Origin of the sequence: Streptomyces cinereospinus, assembly GCF_042430725.1 — a bacterium.
Taxonomy (GTDB): Bacteria; Actinomycetota; Actinomycetes; order Streptomycetales; family Streptomycetaceae; genus Streptomyces; species Streptomyces cinereospinus.
This window is the reverse complement of the sequence record NZ_JBHMCY010000002.1, coordinates 58,742-81,599: the sequence shown is the minus strand read 5'-3', so window position 1 is coordinate 81,599 and position 22,858 is coordinate 58,742. Positions and strand designations below refer to the sequence as shown.

General features: G+C 73.3%; 16 protein-coding genes. 7 read left to right on the top strand and 9 right to left on the bottom strand.

The window, feature by feature from the left end:
- Nucleotides 1-59: 59 nt before the first annotated feature.
- The 3 genes from pepN to ACFF45_RS01405 all read right to left on the bottom strand — a co-directional run bounded on the left by pepN (nt 60) and on the right by ACFF45_RS01405 (nt 3,652).
- Nucleotides 60-2,540: an aminopeptidase N gene (gene pepN / locus ACFF45_RS01415; RefSeq protein ID WP_381340746.1), complete on the bottom strand. Its 2,481-nt coding sequence runs from the start codon at nt 2,538-2,540 to the stop codon at nt 60-62.
- Between the two features lie 59 nt (nt 2,541-2,599).
- Nucleotides 2,600-3,154: a response regulator gene (locus ACFF45_RS01410; RefSeq protein ID WP_381340743.1), complete on the bottom strand. Its 555-nt coding sequence runs from the start codon at nt 3,152-3,154 to the stop codon at nt 2,600-2,602.
- A 147-nt stretch (nt 3,155-3,301) separates the two neighbouring features.
- A complete protein-coding gene (locus ACFF45_RS01405; RefSeq protein ID WP_381340740.1) occupies nt 3,302-3,652 on the bottom strand; it encodes a chorismate mutase in 351 nt (116 codons plus the stop codon).
- 217 nt (nt 3,653-3,869) lie between these two features.
- Here ACFF45_RS01405 and ACFF45_RS01400 point away from each other — a divergent pair, with 217 nt between their 5' ends.
- Nucleotides 3,870-4,766: a hypothetical protein gene (locus ACFF45_RS01400; RefSeq protein WP_381340737.1), complete on the top strand. Its 897-nt coding sequence runs from the start codon at nt 3,870-3,872 to the stop codon at nt 4,764-4,766.
- A gap of 33 nt (nt 4,767-4,799) precedes the next feature.
- On the opposite strand, the gene qcrB is transcribed toward ACFF45_RS01400, so the two are convergent.
- The 5 genes from qcrB to ACFF45_RS01375 all read right to left on the bottom strand — a co-directional run bounded on the left by qcrB (nt 4,800) and on the right by ACFF45_RS01375 (nt 14,512).
- A complete protein-coding gene (qcrB, locus tag ACFF45_RS01395; protein WP_381340735.1) occupies nt 4,800-6,434 on the bottom strand; it encodes a cytochrome bc1 complex cytochrome b subunit in 1,635 nt (544 codons plus the stop codon).
- Between the two features lie 74 nt (nt 6,435-6,508).
- A complete protein-coding gene (locus ACFF45_RS01390; RefSeq protein ID WP_381340732.1) occupies nt 6,509-7,234 on the bottom strand; it encodes a VWA domain-containing protein in 726 nt (241 codons plus the stop codon).
- Between the two features lie 128 nt (nt 7,235-7,362).
- A complete protein-coding gene (locus ACFF45_RS01385; RefSeq protein ID WP_381340729.1) occupies nt 7,363-8,823 on the bottom strand; it encodes a glutamate synthase subunit beta in 1,461 nt (486 codons plus the stop codon).
- Complete coding sequence (gene gltB, locus ACFF45_RS01380) at nt 8,816-13,411, bottom strand: glutamate synthase large subunit (protein WP_381340940.1); 4,596 nt, start codon at nt 13,409-13,411, stop codon at nt 8,816-8,818. The genes ACFF45_RS01385 and gltB overlap by 8 nt, the downstream gene beginning before the upstream one ends.
- Before the next feature lie 369 nt (nt 13,412-13,780).
- Nucleotides 13,781-14,512, bottom strand: a complete 732-nt coding sequence (locus ACFF45_RS01375) for a VIT1/CCC1 transporter family protein (protein ID WP_381340727.1) — start codon at nt 14,510-14,512, stop codon at nt 13,781-13,783.
- 293 nt (nt 14,513-14,805) lie between these two features.
- Between ACFF45_RS01375 and ACFF45_RS01370 the strand changes: the two genes are divergently transcribed.
- The 6 genes from ACFF45_RS01370 to ACFF45_RS01345 are packed head-to-tail and all read left to right on the top strand — an operon-like array spanning nt 14,806 to nt 21,796.
- Nucleotides 14,806-15,825, top strand: a complete 1,020-nt coding sequence (locus ACFF45_RS01370) for an ADP-ribosylglycohydrolase family protein (protein WP_381340726.1) — start codon at nt 14,806-14,808, stop codon at nt 15,823-15,825.
- A complete protein-coding gene (locus tag ACFF45_RS01365; RefSeq protein ID WP_381340719.1) occupies nt 15,822-17,237 on the top strand; it encodes an ADP-ribosylglycohydrolase family protein in 1,416 nt (471 codons plus the stop codon). Before ACFF45_RS01370 ends, ACFF45_RS01365 begins: the two co-directional genes overlap by 4 nt.
- An 8-nt stretch (nt 17,238-17,245) precedes the next feature.
- Nucleotides 17,246-18,421 (top strand): ADP-ribosylglycohydrolase family protein, encoded by a 1,176-nt coding sequence (locus tag ACFF45_RS01360; protein WP_381340716.1) that lies wholly within the window; start codon nt 17,246-17,248, stop codon nt 18,419-18,421.
- Nucleotides 18,409-19,776 (top strand): ADP-ribosylglycohydrolase family protein, encoded by a 1,368-nt coding sequence (locus ACFF45_RS01355; RefSeq protein WP_381340714.1) that lies wholly within the window; start codon nt 18,409-18,411, stop codon nt 19,774-19,776. Before ACFF45_RS01360 ends, ACFF45_RS01355 begins: the two co-directional genes overlap by 13 nt.
- Before the next feature lie 44 nt (nt 19,777-19,820).
- A complete protein-coding gene (locus ACFF45_RS01350) occupies nt 19,821-20,972 on the top strand; it encodes a CaiB/BaiF CoA transferase family protein (RefSeq protein WP_381340938.1) in 1,152 nt (383 codons plus the stop codon).
- A complete protein-coding gene (locus ACFF45_RS01345) occupies nt 20,969-21,796 on the top strand; it encodes an HpcH/HpaI aldolase/citrate lyase family protein (protein WP_381340711.1) in 828 nt (275 codons plus the stop codon). Before ACFF45_RS01350 ends, ACFF45_RS01345 begins: the two co-directional genes overlap by 4 nt.
- Before the next feature lie 79 nt (nt 21,797-21,875).
- On the opposite strand, the gene lgt is transcribed toward ACFF45_RS01345, so the two are convergent.
- Entirely contained in the window at nt 21,876-22,826 is a 951-nt protein-coding gene (gene lgt / locus ACFF45_RS01340) for a prolipoprotein diacylglyceryl transferase (protein WP_381340709.1), read from the bottom strand.
- Nucleotides 22,827-22,858: the final 32 nt, after the last annotated feature.

The window sequence follows — 22,858 nt, the reverse complement described above, 5'->3', positions numbered from 1 at the left end:
GCGGCGGCGCGGCGGGGCCCCTGGGGCCCGCGCCGCCGCACCGGTCCGGTGGCCGGGCGTCAGGCGCCCCGCACCCGCAGGGCCCGTGCGAGGTCGTCCAGTTGGTCGGCCAGTCTGCGGCGCAGCGCGGGCGTCGGCTCCGCGTCGCGCAGGCACTCCTCGCCCAGCCTCAGGGTGTCGGCGTCGACGGCGTGGGCGGGGAAGGCCCAGCTGCCGGCGGCCTCGGCCATCGCGGGGCCGCGGCGGGCCGCCACGGCGACGGCGTCCGCGTAGTAGCGCGGCACGTACGCGCGGACCAGCTCGGCCTGCTCGGGCTGCCAGAAGCCCCGGGCGGTGGCCGTGAACAGGTAGTTGGACAGCTCGTCGCGCGCGAACATCGCCTCCCAGGCCGCCTGCTTGGCGGCGTGGTCGGGCAGGGCGGCGCGGCAGCGGGCGGCGCCCTCGTGGCCGGTGGCGCTCGGGTCGCGGTCGAGTTCGGCGGCGATGGCGGCCTCGTCGGTGGCGCCGAGCACGGCGAGCCGGCCCAGGATCCGCCAGCGCAGCTCGGGGTCGAGCTCGGGGCCGCCGGGGACGATGCCGTCGGCGAGCCACGCGGCGATCGTGTCGGGGTGGGCGGCGACGTCGACGAAGTGGCGCACGGCGAGCAGGCGCAGGCCGGGGTGGTCGCCGTCCTCGGTGCGGCGCAGCAGGTCGCGGCAGAGGGCGGAGAGGACGCCCAGGGCGGCGGGGCGTTGCTCGGGGGTGAGGTAGCGGTCGGCGATCTGGCGGGTGGCGAAGCCGAGGACGCCTTGGACGAGGGCGAGGTCGGTCTCGCGCGGGAGGTGGGTCCGGGCCGTCTCCAGGTAGGTCAGGGGCGGCAGTTCGGCGTCGCGGACGGCGTCTCTGAGGGCGTTCCACACCACCGCGCGGGTGAGGGGGTCGGGCAGGCCGGACAGGCTCGCGCGCACCGTCCGGAAGGACCGCTCGTCGAAGCGGACCTTGGCGTAGGAGAGGTCGCCGTCGTTGAGCAGGAGCAGGGCGGGGCGCTTGCCGATGGGGTGGCCGTCGGCGTGCGGGACGTCGAGGTGGAAGCATTCGCGCAGGGTGAGGCGGCCCTCGTCGCCGAGGTCCTGGTCGTACAGGCCGACGGCGACGCGGTGCGGGCGGCTGCCGGTGCGGTCGACGGTGAGGGTGCAGACGCCGTGGTCGCCGGTGGTGACGCGCGGGGTGAGGGTGTCGACGCCGGTGGTGCGCAGCCAGGCCTCGGCCCAGCCGTGCACGTCGCGTTCGGTGGCGGCGGCCAGGGAGTCGAGGAAGTCGGCGAGGCTGGCGTTGCCGAACCGGTGCCGGGCGACGTGGGTGTTGATGCCGTCGAGGAATTCCTTCTCGCCCAGCCAGGTGACGAGCTGGCGCAGGGCGGAGGCTCCCTTGGCGTAGGAGATGCCGTCGAAGTTGAGCAGGGCGGAGGCGGTGTCGGGGACGGCCTCGGGGGCGACGGGGTGGGTGGACGGGCGCTGGTCGGCGTCGTAGCCCCAGCCCTTGCGGGCGACGCCGAACTCGGTCCAGGTGCCGGTGAAGCGGGTGGCCTCGCTGAGGATCTGGTAGCCCATGTACTCGGCGAAGGACTCGTTCAGCCAGATGTCGTCCCACCACCGGAGGGTGACCAGGTCGCCGAACCACATGTGGGCCATCTCGTGGGCGATGACCATCGCCCGGGTCTGCCGCTCGGTGTCGGTGACGGCGGACCGGTGGACGAACTCGTCGCGGAAGGTGACCAGTCCGGGGTTCTCCATGGCGCCGGCGTTGAACTCGGGGACGAAGGCCTGGTCGTAGGAGTCGAACGGGTACGGCTCGTCGAACTTCTCGTGGTAGCGGTCGAAGCACGCGCGCGTGACGTCGAGGATCTCGTCGGCGTCCATGTCCAGGTGGGGCGCGAGCGAGCGGCGGCAGTGGATGCCGAAGGGCAGCCCGCGGTGTTGGCTGCGCACCGAGTGCCAGGGGCCGGCGGCGACCGCGACGAGGTAGGTGGAGATCAGCGGGGTCGGCGCGGCCCGCCAGACGCCGCCGGTGTGCTCGGTGACGCTGTTGGCGAGGACGGTCCAGCCCTCGGGCGCCCGCACCGACACCTCGAAGACGGCCTTCAGGTCGGGCTGGTCGAAGGCGGCGAAGACGCGCTGCACGTCGTCCAGGAACAGCTGGGTGTAGACGTACGTCTCGCCGTCGGTGGGGTCGGTGAAGCGGTGCATGCCCTCGCCGGTGCGGGAGTAGCGCATGGCGGCGTCGACGCGCAGTTCGTGGTCGCCGGCGGTGAGGTTCTTCAGCGGCAGGCGGTTGCCGTCGAGGGTCTCGGGGTCGAGGGGCTGTCCGTCCAGGGTGACCGAGCGCAGCTCGGCGGGCTTGAGCTCGACGAAGGTGTCCGCGTCCGCGCGGGCGCTGAACTCGATCACCGTGCGCGAGTCGAAGGTCTCGTCGCCGGTGGTCAGGTCGAGGTCGATCGTGTAGAGGCGGACGTCGATGAGCTGGGCACGGGTCTGCGCTTCGTCGCGCGTCAGTACGGACATGGATCACATGCTGCCTGATGCCACCGGCAGCGGGACAGGGGCGGACGGGTCTCGTGGCGCTACGTGCGGTCCTGCGCGGGCGCCTGGCCGCGCCGGTCGCGCTGTACGGGCAGCCGGGCGCCCGGCTCCTCGGGGTCCGCGGGGTCCGCCGGGTCCGCCGGGTCCGCCGGGTCCGCTCGGGGCTGCCGGAGGGCGCGCAGTGCGCGCACCTCGCGTTCGAGGGCCTGGTGGCGCCGGTGGGCGTCGTACAGGTAGCGGACCTTGGTGCGCAGCGCCCAGGGGTCGACGGGCTTCATCAGGAGGTCGGCGACGCCCAGCCCGAAGGCGGCGGAGGTCAGTTCGTGGTCCGGGCCGTAGCCGGTGAGCAGCACGACGGGGATGTGCTGGGTCTGCTCCAGGCGGCGCAGGTAGCGCACCACGTCGAGGCCGCTGACGCCGGGCATGCGCACATCGAGCAGCAGCAGGCCCACCTGGCCGCGGAGCACCTGCTTCAGGGCCTCGTCGCCGCTGGTGGCGCGGCCCAGGTCGTAGCCGAGCGGCGCCAGGGCGCTCTCCAGCGCGAACAGGGTGTCCTCGTGATCGTCCACGAGGAGGATCTTGGCGTCCGACCCCATGCCCGAACTCCCTCCGGCGTGGAGACCAGAGTAAGCGAGGTGCTGACGCGCAGTGGCCGGGCCCTGACGATCGGTGCGCGGTGCGGTCCGCCCGCTGCCTCGCCGGACCGGGCGGTGCCGGGCGGTGCCGGGCGGTGTCCGCCGAGGTCAGTCGGTCGCCGCGGCGGCGCCCTGGGCGGTGTCCTCGGCGATGCGCTCGTGGTGCCTGATCACTTCGCCGATGATGAAGTTGAGAAATTTCTCAGCGAATCCCGGGTCGAGCTTGGCACTCTCGGCGAGCGCGCGCAGCCGGTCGATCTGCCGTGCCTCGCGGGCCGGGTCGGCGGGCGGCAGCCGGTGCAGGGCCTTGAGCCGGCCGACCTGCTGGGTGCACTTGAAGCGCTCGGCGAGCATGTGGACGACGGCCGCGTCGATGTTGTCGATGCTGTCGCGCAGCCGGGAGAGTTCCTCGCGGACGGCCGGGTCGACGTCATCGGTGGTGGTGCTGCTGGTGCTCATGGGCGCCCACCCTACGCGGCGGGTGCCGTCCCGCGCTCCGGCGGCCGGCGGCCCGGTGCGGGGGCGCGTCCTCGTCACCGCCGGGAACTCCCGGCAGGCACCCCGCCGTGCGGAGACCGAGCGTGCGGCGACGGTTTCCCGCCGGCGGCGCTCTCCCCCTCCCCGTTCGCCCCCTCGTACAGTGGAAACGGGTTCACGGCGTCTTGGGGGTACGGGCGTGGCGAACGACGGACCGGTCGAGCACGGCTACCCGCATCTGGAGACGGTGCGGGCCGCCATCACCGCGCTGTACAGACGGCTGTCGTGCGACACGGTCCAGACGTTCGCGACCAGCGTGCTCCCGGCCGACGTGGCGTTCTGCGACACCGACGACCTCCATCTCGGCGCCCAGCGGGTGGCCCGGGAACTGGTCCGGCACTACCGGCTGCCGGACGCCCGCCTGATCGTCGGCTTCCGCGAGATGCACCACGCGGCCAACGTCGAACTGACCGCCGGCCCCGAGTACTTCGTGGAGCTGAACGACCGCTTCCGCACCCACCGCCGGGACATCGGCGCGGCGCTCGCGCACGAGATCATGCACGTCTACCTGCACCGCCTGGACCTGTCGTTCCCCGGCACGCGCGACAACGAGATCCTCACGGACACGGCGACGACGTACCTGGGCGCCGGCTGGCTGCTGCTCGACGCCTACCGGGAGGACGCGGCCTCCAGCCAGAAGCTCGGCTACCTCACCCCCGAGGAGTTCGGGTACGTCCTGGCCAAGCGGGCCCTGGTGTTCGGGGAGGACCCGTCGCCGTGGTTCACCAGCCCGCAGGCGTACACGGCGTACGTGAAGAGCATGGCCCTGGCCCGCCACGACGGGCAGCAGCCGCCGCTGACCGCGGCGGGCCGGGCGGGCCGCCGGCGCTACGCCCGCGACCGCCGCCACGCCCAGGAGCGCCACGCCCCGGTCACCGCGCCGGACACGCCGTACGCCTTCTCCCCCGACGCCCGCGGCCCGCTGCGGGTGTCGTTCCCCTGCCCGACCTGCCACCAGCGGATCAGGGTGCCGGTGCGGGGACGGGTGCGGGCGCGCTGCGCGCTGTGCCGGACGGTGCTGGAGTGCGACACCTGAGAGGCGGGCGGGCGCGGGACGTCGTCCTCAGTCTCAGTGCCCGCGCGTGATCTCCCGGTACTCCTCCGGCGTCGGCTTCGGGATGTGGCTGCCGGGCCCGAACATGGCCCGCGCCAGCCGCTCGCGCACCCGCTGGGAGACGGTGACGGGGCGCCGGACGCCGCCCGCGTCGACCCGCGGCCCGATCTCGTACGGCGGCGGCTGCTCGTGCTGGGTGAGGGTGTGCCGCTGGGCCTGCGTGAGGGGTGCGTGGACCTCGGCGTACTCGCCGTGCGGCAGCCGTTTGAGGGTGCCGGTCTCCCGGCCGTGCAGCACCTGGTCGCGGTCGCGGCGCTGCAGTCCCAGGCAGATCCGCTTGGTGACGACGAAGGCCAGCACCGGGGCGGCGAAGAACGCGATCCGCACGAACCAGGTGATGGCGTTGATCGACAGATGGAGATGGGTGGCGACGATGTCGTTGCCGCCGCCGATCAGGCAGACCACGTAGAGGGTGAGCCAGGCGACGCCGAGGCCGGTGCGGACGGGCGCGTTGCGCGGCCGGTCCAGGACGTGGTGCTCGCGCCGGTCGCCGGTGATCCAGGCCTCCAGGAACGGATAGACGCCGATGGCCGCCAGGATCAGCGGGAAGAGCGCGAAGGGGAGGAAGACCCCGGGGACGAGGGTGTGGCCCCCGAGGTCGATCTCCCATCCCGGCATCACCCGGATCAGGCCCTCGGAGAAGCCGAGGTACCAGTCGGGCTGGGCGCCGGTGGTGACGAGGTCGGCGCGGTACGGCCCGAACGCCCACACGGGGTTGATCTGCGCGAGGCCGCCCAGCACCGCGAGCACGCCGGAGACCAGGAAGAAGAAGCCGCCCGCCTTGGCCAGGTAGACCGGCAGGAAGGGCATGCCGACCACGGACTTCTCGTCCCGGCCGGGGCCGGGGTACTGGGTGTGCTTGTGGTGGAAGACCAGGACGAGGTGGGCCACCACCAGGCCCAGCATGATCCCGGGCAGCAGCAGGACGTGGACCGGGAACAGCCGCGAGATGATGTCGTGCCCCGGGAACTCGCCGCCGAACAGGAAGAACGCCGCGTAGGTGCCCACCACCGGGATGGACAGGATGGCGCCCTGGGCGAAGCGCAGCCCGGTGCCGGAGAGCAGGTCGTCGGGGAGCGAGTAGCCGGTCAGGCCGGTGATGACGCCGAGCAGCAGCAGGGTCCAGCCGAAGACCCAGTTGACCTCGCGGGGCTTGCGGTAGGCGCCGGTGAAGAACACCCGCATCATGTGCACGAGCATCCCGGCGACGAAGACCAGCGCGGCCCAGTGGTGGATCTGCCGGATGAGCAGCCCGCCGCGCACGTCGAAGCTGATCTCCAGGGTGGACTCGAAGGCCCGGGTCATCACGATGCCGTTGAGCGGCGTGTACGACCCGTCGTAGACCACCTCGGCGCTGCTGGGCTCGAAGAACAGCGTGAGGTAGACGCCGGTGAGGACGAGCACCAGGAAGCTGTAGAGGCAGACCTCGCCGAGCATGAAGGACCAGTGGTCCGGGAACACCTTGCGCAGGTTGGCCCGGGCCGGCACGTGCAGCCCGAGCCGCCCGTCGGCCCAGTCGGCCAGCCGCTCGCCGCGCCCCGGGCGGCCCGCCCGGCCCGCGGCCGTCCTCCTCGATCGTGCGCCGTCCATACGCCGTCGCCCTCCCGTCGGATCAACTTCAGGGTGGCACGGAGCGGCGCCCGGACCCAAGGTCCGGCGGGATCTCAGCCGGCCCGGACGATCCCCCGTGCCCGCGCGGCCGCCAGCCACTGCGGGAACCCGCCCACCAGGCGGTCGTACAGGTCGCTGTCGGAGATCCGCCGCGGGGCCTCGCCGGCGTGGAAGAACCCGGCGTTGTCGACCGGCCGGCGCTCCGGCACCGGCAGGTCGTCCAGGCGGCGCAGGAAGTCGAACTGCCGGCTGCCCGGCTCGCCGAAGCCGACGAACTGCCAGAACAGGGGCAGCTTCGCCGCCTTGCACAGGTACCGTTCGGCGGCGAGCTTGTTGATCGGGCCGCCGTCGGTCTGGAAGACGACGAGGGCGGGGTCCGGCGCGCCGCTGTCGAGGTAGTGGTCGATGACGGCGTCCATGGCCAGGTGGTAGCTGGTCCTGCCCATGTGCCCCAGGCCGGCCACGATCCGCTCGATCCGGTCCTGGTGACCGTCGAGCGCGATGTCGGAGACGGCGTCGACGTCCGTGGAGAAGAAGACGACCGGCACCCTGCCGTCGTCGTCCAGGTGCGCCGCCAGCCCCAGCACCCGGTCGGCGAGCGCCTGCACCGTGCCGTCCCTGTAGTACGGCTTCATCGACCCCGAGTAGTCCACGACGAGGTACACGGCGGCCCGCTGTCCCTCCAGGCCGTGCCGGCCGAGCGAGGCCCCGGCGCGCTTGTACAGGTCCACGAGCGCGGGCGCGCTCCGCTCGACCTTGCTGAGACTGATCGCTGCCACGCGGCGAGGGTACGGCACCCCGGCGCGGACGGACGACGGCGCCTGCCCAGTCGGTCCGGTCGGGGACTGGTCGGGCAGGCGCCGTCTGTGTTCCGTACGCCGTTGTACGGGACGTCTTCTCCGGGCCGTCAGACCGTCAGCGCGCGGTCCGTCGGGCGGACCGGGGCCGGCAGGTCGCTGGCGCCCGTGAGGAAGCGGTCGACGCCGCGGGCGGCCGAACGGCCCTCCGCGATCGCCCACACGATGAGGGACTGGCCGCGGCCGGCGTCGCCGGCGACGAACACGCCCGGCACATTGGTCTGGAAGTCGGCGTCGCGGGCGATGTTCCCGCGCTCGTCGAGGTCCAGGCCGAACTGCTCGACCAGGCCGTTCTCCCGGTCGGTGCCGGTGAAGCCCATCGCCAGCGTGACCAGCTGGGCGGGGATCTTGCGCTCCGTGCCCGGCTGCTGGGTCAGCTTGCCGTCGACGAACTCCACCTCGACCAGGTGCAGCCACTGGACGTTGCCGTCCTCGTCGCCCTCGAAGTGGGTGGTGGAGACGGAGTAGACCCGCTCGCCGCCCTCCTCGTGCGCGGAGGTGACCTTGTAGAGCATCGGGAAGGTCGGCCACGGCTGGTGCGGCGCCCGGTCCTCGCCGGGCCGCGGCATGATCTCCAGCTGGGTGACGGACGCCGCGCCCTGGCGGTGGGCGGTGCCCACGCAGTCGGCGCCCGTGTCGCCGCCGCCGATCACGACGACGTGCTTGCCCTCGGCCGAGACCGGCGGGGCGACGTAGTCGCCCTCCTGGACCTTGTTGGCCAGCGGCAGGTACTCCATCGCCTGGTAGACGCCCTTGAGCTCACGGCCGGGGACCGGCAGGTCGCGGGCGGTGGTCGCACCGGCGGCGATGACGACCGCGTCGTACCGCTTCTTCAGGTCCGTGGCCTTCAGGTCGCGGCCGATCTCCATGCCGGTGCGGAAGCGGGTGCCCTCCGCGCGCATCTGCTCGATACGGCGGTTGATGTGCCGCTTCTCCATCTTGAACTCGGGGATGCCGTAGCGCAGCAGGCCGCCGACGCGGTCCGCCCGCTCGTACACCGCCACCGTGTGGCCGGCCCGGGTCAGCTGCTGGGCGGCGGCCAGGCCCGCCGGGCCCGAGCCGATCACCGCGACCGTCTTGCCGGACAGGCGCTCCGGGATCTGCGGGGCGACGTCCCCGGTCTCCCACGCCTTGTCGATGATCGAGACCTCGACGTTCTTGATGGTGACCGGCGGCTGGTTGATGCCGAGCACACACGCCGACTCGCACGGGGCCGGGCACAGGCGGCCGGTGAACTCCGGGAAGTTGTTCGTGGCGTGCAGCCGCTCGGAGGCGGCGCCCCAGTCCTCGCGGTAGGCGTAGTCGTTCCACTCGGGGATCAGGTTCCCCAGCGGACAGCCGTTGTGGCAGAACGGGATGCCGCAGTCCATGCAGCGGCTGGCCTGCTTGCTGATGATCGGCAGCAGGGAGCCGGGGACATAGACCTCGTTCCAGTCCTTGACGCGCTCCTCGACGGGGCGGGACGTGGCGACCTCGCGGCCGTGGTTCAAGAAGCCCTTCGGGTCAGCCATTGATCGCCGCCTCCATCATCTTCTCGGTGATCTCGGACTCGGAGAGACCGGCTCGCTCGGCGGCGTCCTTGGCGGCGAGCACTGCCTTGTACGTGCTGGGAATGATCTTGCTGAAGCGGTCGACCGCCGTGTCCCACTCGGCCAGGAGCTTGCCGGCGACGGTGGAGCCGGTCTCCTCCTGGTGGCGGCGCACCACGTCGTGCAGCCACTGCTTGTCGGACTCCTCGAGCGCCTCGACCGCCTCCAGGTTGCCGACGTTGACGTTGTCGCGGTCGAGGTCGAGGACGTAGGCGACACCGCCGGACATGCCGGCCGCGAAGTTGCGGCCGGTCTCGCCGAGGACCACCGCGTGACCGCCCGTCATGTACTCGCAGCCGTGGTCGCCCACGCCCTCGGAGACCACCAGCGCGCCGGAGTTGCGGACGCAGAAGCGCTCGCCGACCTTGCCGCGCAGGTACATCTCGCCGCCGGTGGCGCCGTACGCGAGGGTGTTGCCCGCGATGACGCTGAACTCGGCGAGGTGGTCGGCGTTGCGGTGCGGGCGGATGATCAGGCGGCCGCCGGACAGGCCCTTGCCGACGTAGTCGTTGGCGTCGCCCTCCAGGCGCAGCGTGACGCCGCGCGGCACGAAGGCGCCGAAGGACTGGCCGGCGGACCCGGTGAAGGTGATGTCGATGGTGTCCTCGGGCAGCCCGGCGCCGCCGAACTTCTTCGTCACCTCGTGGCCGAGCATGGTGCCGACCGTGCGGTTGACGTTGCGGATGGCGACCTGGGCGCGCACCGGCTGGGCGTCCTCCACCGAGGAGGCGTTCAGCGCGTCGGCGGCGAGCTTGATCAGCTCGTTGTCCAGCGCCTTCTCCAGGCCGTGGTCCTGCCCGACGACCTGGTGGCGCACCGCGCCCTCGGGCAGCTCGGGCACGTGGAACAGCGGCTCCAGGTTCAGGCCCTGCGCCTTCCAGTGGTCGACGGCCCGCGTGACGTCGAGGGTCTCGGCGTGGCCGACGGCCTCCTCGATGGAGCGGAAGCCCAGCTCGGCCAGGAGCTCGCGCACCTCCTGGGCGATGAACTCGAAGAAGTTCACCACGAACTCGGGCTTGCCGGTGAACCGGTCGCGCAGCGTCGGGTTCTGGGTGGCGATGCCGACCGGGCAGGTGTCCAGGTGGCAGACGCGCATCATGACGCAGCCGGAGACGACGAGCGGCGCGGTGGCGAAACCGAACTCCTCGGCGCCGAGCAGCGCGGCGATGACGACGTCGCGGCCGGTCTTCAGCTGGCCGTCGGTCTGCACGACGATGCGGTCGCGCAACCCGTTGAGCAGCAGCGTCTGCTGGGTCTCGGCGAGGCCGAGCTCCCAGGGGCCGCCGGCGTGCTTCAGCGAGGTCAGCGGGGAGGCACCCGTGCCGCCGTCGTGGCCGGAGATCAGCACCACGTCCGCGTGCGCCTTCGACACACCGGCCGCGACCGTGCCGACGCCGACCTCGGAGACCAGCTTCACGTGGATCCGCGCCTGCGGGTTCGCGTTCTTCAGGTCGTGGATCAGCTGGGCCAGGTCCTCGATGGAGTAGATGTCGTGGTGCGGCGGCGGCGAGATCAGGCCGACACCCGGCGTCGAGTGGCGGGTCTTGGCGACCCACGGGTAGACCTTGTGGCCGGGCAGCTGACCGCCCTCGCCGGGCTTGGCGCCCTGGGCCATCTTGATCTGGATGTCGTCGGCGTTGACCAGGTACTCGCTGGTCACCCCGAAGCGGCCGGAGGCGACCTGCTTGATGGACGACCGGCGCGCCGGGTCGTAGAGCCGCTCCGGGTCCTCGCCGCCCTCACCGGTGTTGGACTTGCCGCCCAACTGGTTCATGGCGATGGCGAGCGTCTCGTGCGCCTCGCGGGAGATCGAGCCGTAGGACATGGCGCCCGTGGAGAACCGCTTGACGATCTCGCTGACCGGCTCGACCTCGTCGACGGGTATCGGCTGCCGGTCGGACGTGAAGCCGAACAGGCCGCGCAGCGTCATCAGCCGCTCGGACTGCTCGTTCACGCGCTCGGTGTACTTCTTGAAGATGTCGTAGCGGCCGGTGCGCGTGGAGTGCTGGAGGCGGAAGACCGTCTCCGGGTCGAACAGGTGCGGCTCGCCCTCGCGGCGCCACTGGTACTCGCCGCCTATCTCCAGCGCGCGGTGCGCCGGGGCGATGCCCGAGGCCGGGTACGCCTTGGCGTGCCGGGCGGCGACCTCCTGGGCGATGACGTCGATGCCGACGCCGCCGATCTTGGTGGCCGTGCCGTTGAAGTACTGCGTCACGAAGGCCTCGTCGAGACCGACGGCCTCGAAGACCTGGGCGCCGCGGTAGGAGGCGACGGTGGAGATGCCCATCTTGGACATGACCTTCAGCACGCCCTTGCCGAGCGCGTAGATCAGGTTGCGGATGGCCTTGCCGGGCTCGACGCCGGGCAGGAACGTGCCCGCGCGGACCAGGTCCTCGACGGACTCCATCGCCAGGTACGGGTTGACGGCGGCGGCGCCGTAGCCGATGAGCAGGGCGACGTGGTGGACCTCGCGGACGTCGCCGGCCTCGACCAGCAGGCCCACCTGGGTGCGCTGCTTGGTGCGGATGAGGTGGTGGTGGACGGCCGCGGTCAGCAGCAGCGACGGGATCGGCGCGTGCTCGGCGTCCGAGTGCCGGTCGGAGAGCACGATCAGCCGGGCGCCGTTGTCGATGGCGGCGTCGGCCTCGGCGCAGATCTCCTCGATGCGCGCGGCGAGGGCGTCACCGCCGCCGCCGACCCGGTACAGGCCGGACAGCGTGGCGGCCTTCATGCCGGGCATGTCGCCGTCGGCGTTGATGTGGATGAGCTTGGCCAGCTCGTCGTTGTCGATCACCGGGAAGGGCAGCACGACGCTGCGGCAGGAGGCGGCCGTCGGCTCCAGCAGGTTGCCCTGCGGGCCGAGGGGGCTGCGCAGCGAGGTGACCAGCTCCTCGCGGATCGCGTCCAGCGGCGGGTTGGTGACCTGCGCGAAGAGCTGGGTGAAGTAGTCGAAGAGCAGCCGCGGGCGGTCGGACAGGGCCGCGATCGGCGAGTCGGTGCCCATCGAACCGATCGGCTCGGCGCCGGACTTGGCCATGGGCGCCAGGATGACGCGCAGCTCCTCCTCGGTGTACCCGAAGGTCTGCTGGCGGCGGGTGACCGAGGCGTGGGTGTGCACGATGTGCTCGCGCTCGGGCAGGTCGCCCAGCTCGATCTCGCCGGCCTCCAGCCACTCGGCGTAGGGGTGCTCGGCGGCCAGGGCGGCCTTGATCTCGTCGTCCTCGATGATCCGGTGCTCGACGGTGTCCACCAGGAACATCCGGCCGGGCTGCAGACGGCCCTTGCGGACGACCTTCGAGGGGTCGATGTCGAGGACGCCGACCTCGGAGCCGAGGACGACCAGGCCGTCGTCGGTGACCCAGTAGCGGCCGGGGCGCAGGCCGTTGCGGTCCAGGACCGCGCCGACCTGGGTGCCGTCGGAGAAGGTGACGCAGGCCGGGCCGTCCCAGGGCTCCATCATCGTGGAGTGGTACTGGTAGAAGGCGCGCCGGGCCGGGTCCATGGAGTCGTGGTTCTCCCACGCCTCCGGGATCATCATCAGCACGGAGTGGGGCAGCGAACGGCCGCCCAGGTGCAGCAGCTCGAGCACCTCGTCGAAGGAGGCCGAGTCGGAGGCGTCCGGGGTGCAGATCGGGAAGACCCGGTCCAGCCGCTCCGGCGCGCCGAAGAGCCCCGAGCGCAGCTGGGACTCGCGGGCGCGCATCCAGTTGCGGTTGCCCTTGACGGTGTTGATCTCACCGTTGTGCGCGACGAACCGGTACGGGTGCGCCAGCGGCCACGACGGGAACGTGTTGGTGGAGAAGCGGGAGTGCACGACCGCGATCGCGGAGGCGAAGCGGCGGTCGGACAGGTCCGGGAAGAAGGGCTCCAGCTGACCCGTGGTCAGCATGCCCTTGTAGACGATCGTCCGCGCGGACAGCGACGCGAAGTAGACGTCGGCCTCGCGCTCGGCGCGCTTGCGCAGCACGAAGGCCTTGCGGTCGAGGGCGATGCCCTCCGAGACGCCGTCGGTGACGAAGAGCTGCCGGAAGGCGGGCATGGTCGACCGGGCGGTGGCGCCGAGCAGTTCGGGCGCGACGGGGACCTCGCGCCAGCCCAGGACGGTCAGGCCCTCCTCGGCCGCGATCGTCTCGATGCGCGAGACGGCCTCGTCGGTGGCGTGCTCCGGCAGGAAGGCGATACCGGCGGCGTAGCGGCCGGCCTGCGGCAGCTCACATCCGGCCACCTCGCGGAAGAAGGCGTCCGGCACCTGGGCGAGGATGCCCGCGCCGTCGCCGGAGTCCGGCTCGGAGCCGGTCGCGCCGCGGTGCTCGAGGTTGCGCAGCACTGTGAGCGCCTGCTCGACCAGCGCATGGCTCGCCTCGCCGGTGAGGGTGGCCACAAAGCCGACGCCACAGGCGTCGTGCTCGTTGCGGGGGTCGTACATACCCTGCGCAGCAGGGCGAGCATCCATGAACGACCAGTTCTGGCCATTCGTGGGCTGCTGGGACGGCTGGCGCGGCGTACGCATCGGCTCTCCCGTCGTCGTCATGTGGCATATACAGGTGCCGAGGGACGACGCTGGCCCTCCGCGTGAGATCAAAATTTCGTGCAGGTTACATGATGGAGCGATTCTCGGGAACCGGAAACACCGTTCCAACATGCGGACGCCGCGGGTCGCGGCGTGGGTACCGCGCACGGGCGGCGAAGGTATGGAGGGACCGGGACGGACAGGTCCCTGCCCGCCGGTCCGGAAGATCGGGAAAGCAGCGTCGCTCACCCGGAGGTGCGCGGCGGGCCTCATTGCCCACAGCGCTTACGGCTCATGCCCGGTCGTCGCGTACCCGAAACCAGTAAGTAACGGCTGCTTATGCGGCCCGACGCATACGTCCGATCCCCTTTATCCTACGGCCGTTCCGAACACATTGCCCAGGACGTACGTCACACCGGCCGCCGCACCACCGAGCGCGAGCTGCCGCAGTCCGCTGAACCACCAGGTCCGCGCGGTCACCTTGGCCACCACGGCTCCGCAGCCGAACAGCCCGAGCAGCGCGAGCAGCACCGCCGGCCACAGCGCGGTCGCCCCGAGCAGGTACGGCAGCACCGGGAGCAGGGCGCCCAGCGCGAAGGAGCCGAAGCTCGACACCGCGGCGACCAGCGGCGACGGCAGGTCCCGGGGGTCGACGCCGAGCTCCTCGCGGGCGTGGATCTCCAGCGCCTGCTCCGGGTCCGCGGACAGCTGCCGGGCCACCTCGCGGGCCAGCCCCGGCTCCACGCCCCGCGCCTCGTAGAGCCGGGCCAGCTCGGCCTCCTCGTCCTTGGGGTGCTTGCGCAGCTCCCGCCGCTCCACGTCCAGCTCGGCCTCGACCAGCTCCCGCTGGGAGGCCACGGACGTGTACTCGCCGGCGGCCATCGAGAAGGCGCCGGCGGCGAGGCCGGCGAGCCCGGTCAGCACGATGGCGTGCTGGCCGACCGATCCGCCGGCCACGCCGGTCATCAGGGCGAGGTTGGACACCAGGCCGTCCATGGCACCGAAGACGGCGGGGCGCAGCCAGCCGCCGTTCACGTCCCGGTGCGTGTGGTTGTCGCGGTGCGCCTCGTGCAGCGCCGCTTCGGTCTCGATGATGGCCATACCGGTCCCCCACAGATCAATCTGGACACGTTCTATTTTTTGACAACGCCCAGACTACGCCCGGCATGCCACCCCCGCCAGCAAGGAAAGGCTGCGCTAACCTGCGGTTTTACCGTTCTGCGCTCATTCGTATCATTAGTCGCTCACATGTCGACCGGGTGACGCTGGGCTCCGGGAGGCTGCGCACCACACCACACCGGGGGAGAGTTCCGCAAAGGGTTCCGCGCCTTGAGAGGTGCCTTACGCGCAAGGCCCCGAGGCGCTTCTGCGAGAACCCGAGAGGAGAGGCCGCGATGCCATCGATCGCCCGCGTTCCCTCGGTCCCGGCCCCCGGGGACGCCGCTGAACTCCGCGCCCGGGCCCGCGGCGCCCTGCTCGGCCTGGCCGTCGGCGACGCCCTGGGCGCCCCCGCCGAGAACATGAAGCCCTCCGAGATCCGCGCCCGCTTCGGCCGCATCACCGGATACGTCACCGACCGCCCGGCGGGCACCGACGACACCGAGTACGCGATCTTCTCGGGTCTGCTGCTGGCCCGGCACGGCTCCGCGCTCACCCCCGCCCATGTGGAGGCCGCCTGGCACGCCTGGATCGCGGACCGTGCCGAGGGGCAGTTCCGGGGGGCGGGGTTCAGCGAGCGCGGCACCCTGGAGAACCTCCGCCGCGGCCTCGCCGCGCCCATCTCCGCCCAGCACCGGCACGCCTGGAGCGACGGCCTGGCCATGCGGGCCGCGCCCTTCGGGGTGTTCGCGGCGGGCCGCCCCGCCGAGGCGGCCCGCCTGGTGGCGATCGACGGCTCGGTCAGCCATGAGGGCGAGGGCATCTACGGCGGCCAGGCGGTCGCGGCCGGGGTCGCGGCGGCGATGGGGGGCGCCCCGCCCGTCGCCGTGGTCGCCTCCGCCCTCGCCGTCGTGCCGGACGACTCCTGGACCGCCCGCTCGCTGCGCCGCGCCGTCGCCGTGGCGCACCGCGGCGAACGCGCGGTGCGCTCCGCCGTGGTCATCGGCGGCTACCCCTGGACCGACCTCGCGCCCGAGGCCGTCGCCCTGGCCTACGGCGCCTACGCGGCGGCCGACGGCGACTTCCGGGAGGCGGTGCTCACGGCCGTCAACATGGGGCGCGACGCCGACACGACCGCCGCCGTCGCGGGCGCCCTGGCCGGCGCGACGCAGGGCGAGCCGGCGATCCCGCGGGAGTGGGCGGCGGCGATCGGCCCCGCCCGGGGCAGCTGTCTGCCGTCGATGGCCGGTCACCACGTACGGGACGTGGCGGACCTGCTCACCGCGGGGGCGGCACCGGCCGGGGAGACCCGATGAGACCACCGGCACCGTGGGACGAGACCCCCCTGGCCCTGCACACCGCCCCCGGCGCTCCCCCGCCCACCGATGCGGACCCCACCGCCCTGGAGGCAACGCCCCCCAGCCGCGGCTCCGCCCCCGCCACCGCCCCCGCCATCACACCGGCACCCACATCCGCACCCGCACCCGCCGAGGGCGAGGACCCCCCACCGGGGCCGCCCGCACCCGACGACGCATCCCGCACGGATGGCGCGGGCGGGAAACGCCGGGCCGAAGGCGGAGCCGAGGCCGCACACCCCCGACCAGGCCGGCGCAAGCGGACCCGCGTCGAGGGCCTCCTCCTGGGCCTGGCCGCGGGCGACGCCGCCGGCTGGCCCGCCGCCCGGCACCGCGCCGCCCGCATGCCCGAATGGACCCGCCGCCTCACCCGCGAACTCGACACCTTCGCCGAGCACAACGCGACGACCACCCTCCCCGTCCCCATCGCCCTCAACCAGCCCCCCGAGCCGCTCCGCCTCGGCCCCTCCGACGACGCCGAGTGGGCGGCCTTCGCCGCGGAGGCGGTGCTGCGGGCCGGCGACGACACCGCGCTGGGCGACCTCAGCCGGGAACGCCGGGTGCGCGCCGCCATCGACCTCACCTGGACCGCCGTCGCCGGCGAGGTCGCGGCGGCCGCCGAACGCGCCCCCGAGGTCGAGTCCGCCGTCCTTCCGCTGCGCGCCCGCATCTCCGTCCGGGCCGGCCTCGGCAACCTCGCCGCCGGCCTGCGCCCGCCCGCCACCGGCCACGACAACCCGCACTACTTCGACGACGCGGCCTGCGTCCGGGCCTGCGTACTGGCCGTGGCCCACCCCGGCGACCCCGCGCTCGCCGCGTCGCTCGCCGAGTTCGACGCCCGCTACACCCAGGACGGCGACGGCGTGCACGGCGCCCGGGCGATGGCCGCCGCCGTGTCCCTGGCGCTGGCCGGCGCGGACGCGCACGCCTGCGTGACGGCCGCGCTCGCCGAACTGCCCGCGGAGACGGAGATCGGGCGCAACGCCCGCCACGCCGTGGCCCTCGCGGCGGACGCCGTCAGCGCCTTCGCGCTGATCCCCCTCCTGGAACACCAGATCGTGGACCACGTCTACAGCTACGGCGTCGCCGCCGCCGAGACGGTCCCGGTCGCCCTCGCCCTGACCCTCGCCGCACAGGGCCGGATCGCGGAGGCGGTACCCGCCGCGGCCTGCCTCTCCCGCGTCGCGGACTCCGCCCCGGCCCTCGCGGGCGCCCTCACCGGCGCGCTCGGCGGCGGCGCGTCGGTCCCGGCGTCCTGGCGCGACACCTGCCGCCACCTCTCCGGCTGCGTGCTCCCCCGCCTCACCGGAACCGACCTCGTGGAACTCGCCGAGCTGCTGGAAGCCGCACAACCGGCCCTGCCAGGGGGATGATTCGGCTCATGACCCCCAAAGGAGAAGAAAGCCGAGCAGACTCTCTCAATGACCGGATCACCGGCGCCCTCGTCGGCGCGGCCGTCGGCGACGCCCTCGGCGGCCCCGTCGAGGGCTGCTCCCCCGACCAGATCGCCGAACGGCACGGCGGCCGCGTGCACGGCGTGGTCGGCCCCTGGAACGGCGACGCCTGGCGCACCGCCCGGCCCATCGCGCCCTACCACAAGGGCGACGGCCACGTCACCGACGACACGTTGATGACGCACGCGCTGGTGCGCGTCTACGCCCGGGTCCGCGACCACCTCGACGCCTACGCCGTCGCCGACCACCTGGTCCCGGACCTGATCACGACCCCGCGCTGGATCCCGGAGCTGGAGTCGCAGGCCCTCCCCCTGCACCGGATCTTCCTGGCGGAGAAGTGGCTGGTGGCCCGGCTGCACTACGGTCACGTCGACCCCCGGGAGGCCGGCGTCGGCAACATCGTCAACTGCGGTGCCGCGATGTACATGGCGCCCGTCGGCCTGGTCAACGCCGCCAACCCGGCGGGCGCGTACGCCGAGGCGCTGGACGTCGCCGGCGCCCACCAGTCGTCGTACGGGCGCGAGGCGGCGGGCGTCTTCGCGGCGGCGGTGGCCGCGGCCTGCACCCCGGGGGCGACACCGGAGTCGGTGGTGCGGACCTGCCTGGAACTGGCGAAGGACGGCACCCGGGCGGCGATCGAGGCGGTCTGCGAAGTGGCCCGCCGGCACCGCGACTTCGAGTCGGCGCTGGCCCCGCTGCGCGCGGCGGTGGCCCCCTACGACACGGTGGGCCCCGACTACCGTTCCCCCTCCCTCGGCGCCCGCCGCCCCTCCCGCCTGCATTCGATCGAGGAACTCCCGGTCGCGCTGGGCATGTTGCTGGTCGCGGACGGCGACTACCGCCGGGCGGTGCTCGGTTCGGTGAACTACGGCCGCGACTGCGACTCGACCGCCACGATGGCGGGCGCGCTCGCGGGCGCGCTGGGCTCCCCCGTCCCCGAGGAGTGGTCGAAGACGGTGGCCGAGGCCAGCCGCCTGGACCTGTGGGAACCGGCGCGCACGCTCAGCGAGGTCGCGGCGGAGGTCTTCGGACGGGACGTACGCCGGCGCCGTGCCCACGAGCAGTCGTTCACCGCGCTGGGAGGCACCGCATGCTGCGCCTGACCTGGGTCCAGCCCGAGGACCTGATCGGCCACGAACTCCGCCAGGCACACCAGGACGGCCGCCGGCCCACGGCGATCGAGAAGCGCTGGCAGGCCGCGGGCGGCCCCGAGGCCCCGGTCCGCGCGGGTGCCTCGCCGCGGCCGGCCTCCCGCTACCTGCGCCAGCTGGCGGAGGACCTGCTGGACGAACTGGCGGACCTGCCGAGCTGGCTCCGGGACAAGGAGCCGACGGGCCTGGAGCGGATCAGGTCCCTGTGCCCGGACTGGCCGTCACCTCCCCGCGCGCCCCGCCCCCCGGCCGGCCTGGAGTCCCGCCTGCACGCCGCCTGGCTGGGCCGTGCGGTCGGCTGCCTGCTGGGCAAGCCGGTCGAGAAGCTGCCCCTCACCGGCATCCGCCAGCTCGCCCAGGCCGCCGGCAACTGGCCGCTGACCGCCTACTTCACCGCCCGGGGCGTCCCCGGGCCGCTCCTCGGCACCTACCCCTGGAACCGCCGCTCGGCCGGCACCTCCCTCGCCGAGAACATCGACGGCATGCCCGAGGACGACGACCTCAACTACCCCCTCCTCAATCTCCTGCTGCTGCAACGCCACGCCAAGGACTTCACCACCACGGACGTGGCCGGCCTCTGGCTCGACGAACTCCCCGCCGGGCGCGCCTTCACCGCGGAACGCGTCGCCTACCGCAACCTCCTCAGCGGCGTCGAGCCCCCGCACACCGCCCGCCACCGCAACCCCTTCCGCGAGTGGATCGGCGCCCTGATCCGCGCCGACCTGCACGGCTGGACCAACCCCGGCGACCCCGCCGGCGCGGCCGAACAGGCCTACCGGGACGCCACCCTCACCCACACCGCCAACGGCGTCTACGCCGCGATGTTCACCGCCGCCGCCATCGCCACCGCGGCCACCGGCACCGCCGACGTCCACACCTGCCTGCGTACCGGCCTGTCCGTCGTCCCCCCGCACGCGCGGCTGGCCGAGGCCGTCCGCCACGCGGTCCGGCTGGCCGCACACCACGAGGACTTCGCGACGGTCGTGGACGAACTCCACACCCGTCACGCCGCCTACCACTGGGTCCACGCCATCCCCAACACCGCCCTGATCGCCGCCGCCCTCACCCACGCGGACGGCGACTTCAGCGGCACGATCTGCCGTGCGGTCTCCGGCGGCTGGGACACCGACTCCAACGGGGCGACGGCCGGCAGCATCGCCGCGCTCCTCGCCGGCTCCCCCGCCGCCCTGCCCGACCGCTGGACGGCCCCCCTCAAGAACCGCCTCGCCACCTCCATCGCGGACTTCGACGGCACCGGCTTCGACACGCTGGCCCACCTCACCCACCTGGAGGCGACCCGCCCGTGACACCCACGCCCACCCCACCCCTGACCGGCCTGCGCGTCCTCGACATGGCCACCCTCTTCGCCGGTCCGCTCGCCGCCACCCTGCTCGGCGACTTCGGCGCGGAGGTGATCAAGATCGAGCACCCCACGAAACCGGACCCCTCCCGCGGCCACGGCCCGGCGAAGGACGGCATCGGCCTGTGGTGGAAACACCTCGGCCGCAACAAGCGCGCCATCACCCTCGACCTGTCCAGGCCCGGCGGGCAGTCCACCCTCCGCCGGCTGGCCGCCGGCGCGGACGTCGTCATCGAGAACTTCCGCCCCGGCACCCTGGAGAGATGGAACCTCGGCTGGCCGGAACTCGCCGCCGTCAACCCCCGCCTGGTCCTCACCCGGGTCACCGCCTTCGGCCAGTTCGGCCCCTACGCCCACCGCCCGGGCTTCGGCACCCTCGCCGAGGCGATGAGCGGCTTCGCCGCGATCACCGGCGAACCCGACGCGCCCCCCACGCTCCCGCCCTTCGGCCTCGCCGACTCCATCGCCGGACTGGCCACGGCGTACGCCGTCATGACCGCCCTCGCCGCCCGCGGCCGCACCGGCGCGGGACAGGTCGTCGACATGGCGATCATCGAACCGATCCTCACCGTCCTCGGCCCGCACCCCCTCTGGTACGACCAGCTCGGCCACGTCCAGCCCCGTACCGGCAACCGCTCCCAGAACAACGCCCCGCGCAACACCTACCGCACGGCCGACGGCAGCTGGGTCGCGGTCTCCACCTCCGCGCAGTCCGTCGCGGAACGCGTGATGCGGCTGGTCGGCCGCGCCGACCTGATCGACGAGCCCTGGTTCGCCACCGGCGCCGACCGGGCCCGGCACGCGGACGTCCTGGACGAGGCGGTCGGCGGCTGGATCGCCGCACGCCCCCGCGACGAGGTCCTGGCGGCCTTCGAGAAGGCGGAGGCGGCGGTGGCCCCGGTCCAGGACGTCCGGGACGTGATGACCGACCCCCAGTACGCGGCCCTGGACACCGTCACCACCGTCGACGACCCCGAGCTGGGCCCGCTGCGCATGCAGAACGTGCTGTTCCGCCTCTCCGCCACCCCCGGCACCATCCGCTGGGCGGGCCGCCCGCACGGCGCGGACACCGACGAGGTCCTCACCGAACTGGGGCTGACCCCGGCCGAACTGACCGCCCTGCGTGCGGAGGGCGCCCTGTGACCACCGCCCTGACCTGGCTGTACGCCCCCGGTGACCGCCCCGACGTGGTCGCGAAGGCCCTCGCCGCGGGCGCCGACGTCGTCGTCGTGGACCTGGAGGACGCGGTCGCCCCCGACCGCAAGGACTACGCCCGGGCCGCCACCGCGGACCTGCTCTCCGAGCCGTACCAGCCCACCCCGGTGCACGTCCGGGTGAACGCCCTGGCCACCCCGTGGGCCGAGACGGACCTGAAGACGCTGGCCGCCCTCCCCGGCCTGTCGGGGCTGCGCCTGCCGAAGGTGACGTCCGCCCGTGACATCGCGGACACGGCGAAGCGGGCGGGCACCGACGGCCGGCGTCCCCCGCTGTACGCCCTGCTGGAGTCGGCGCTCGCCGTCGAGAACGCCTACGCCGTGGCCTCCGCCCACCCCACCCTGCACGGCGTCTCCCTGGGCGAGGCCGATCTGCGGGCCGACCTCGGCGTGCGGGACGACAGTGGTCTGGACTGGCCGCGGTCCCGCGTCGTCAACGCGGCCCGGGCGGCCGGCCTGGCCCCGCCGCCGCAGTCGGTCCATCCGGACGTCCGCGACCTGGACGGCCTGGCGGCGACCTGCGCCCGCGGCCGGGCACTGGGCTTCCTGGGCCGGGCCGCCATCCACCCCCGGCAGCTCGCGGTCATCGAACGGGCCTACCTGCCCAGCCCGGAGGAGATCGAGAAGGCCGAGGCCGTCGTGAAGGCGGCGGCCACCAACAGATCCGCCCAGGCCCTGCCGGACGGCACGTTCATCGACGCGGCGGTGGTCGTCGAGGCGGCCCGGACCCTGACCCTGGCGCACCGCCGCTGACCTCGCCCGCTGACCGGTCCCCGGCAACGAGCGAGGGCGCCCGGAGACCCCGGGCGCCCTCGCCGCCGTTCACCGGCCGTCAGGTCTTCTTCGTCGTGGACCCGGCCTCGTCCCCGGCCGGCTCGACCGGGGCGTCCGCGGTCCCGCCGTCACCGTCGCCGTCGTCGGCGCCGCCGGCCTCGTCCGCGGCGTCGGATCCGGCCGCTCCGTCGGCCGCCGCCGGCTCCACCACGGCCTCGCGTCCCGGCCGCTTCTTCGCGGAGACCACGATGTAGGTCACGGCCAGCAGGAAGACGACCAGCGCGGTCCAGTTGTTCAGCCGCAGCCCCAGGATCTGGTGGGCGTCGTCCACCCGCAGGTACTCGATCCAGAAGCGGCCCGCGCAGTACGAGGCGACGTACAGTGCGAACGCCCGGCCGTGACCGAGGGTGAACCGCCGGTCGGCCCAGATCACCAGCACCGCGACGCCGACGCACCACAGGGACTCGTACAGGAACGTCGGGTGGTAGTAGCCGGGCACCCGGCCGTCCGCCGTGGACGTGATGTGCAGCGCCCACGGCAGATCGGTCTCGCGCCCGTACAGCTCCTGGTTGAACCAGTTGCCCCAGCGGCCGATCGCCTGCGCCAGCGCGATCCCGGGCGCCACGGCGTCGGCGTACGCGGGCAGCGGGATGCCCCGCCGGCGGCAGCCGATCCACGCGCCGACCGCGCCCAGCGCGACGGCGCCCCAGATGCCGAGGCCGCCCTCCCAGATCTTGAAGGCGTCCACCCAGTCACGGCCCTCGCTGAAGTACAGCTCGTAGTCCGTGATCACGTGGTAGAGCCGGCCGCCGACCAGGCCGAACGGCACCGCCCAGACCGCGATGTCGGCCACCGTGCCCGGCCGGCCGCCGCGGGCCAGCCAGCGCTTGTTGCCGTACCACACGGCCACGAAGACGCCGAGGATGATGCAGAACGCGTAGCCGCGCAGCGGGACGGGGCCGAGGTACAGCACTCCGCGCGACGGGCTGGGAATGTAGGCAAGTTCCATGGCAAGGTCGACGCTACCCTGCCGGGCACGCC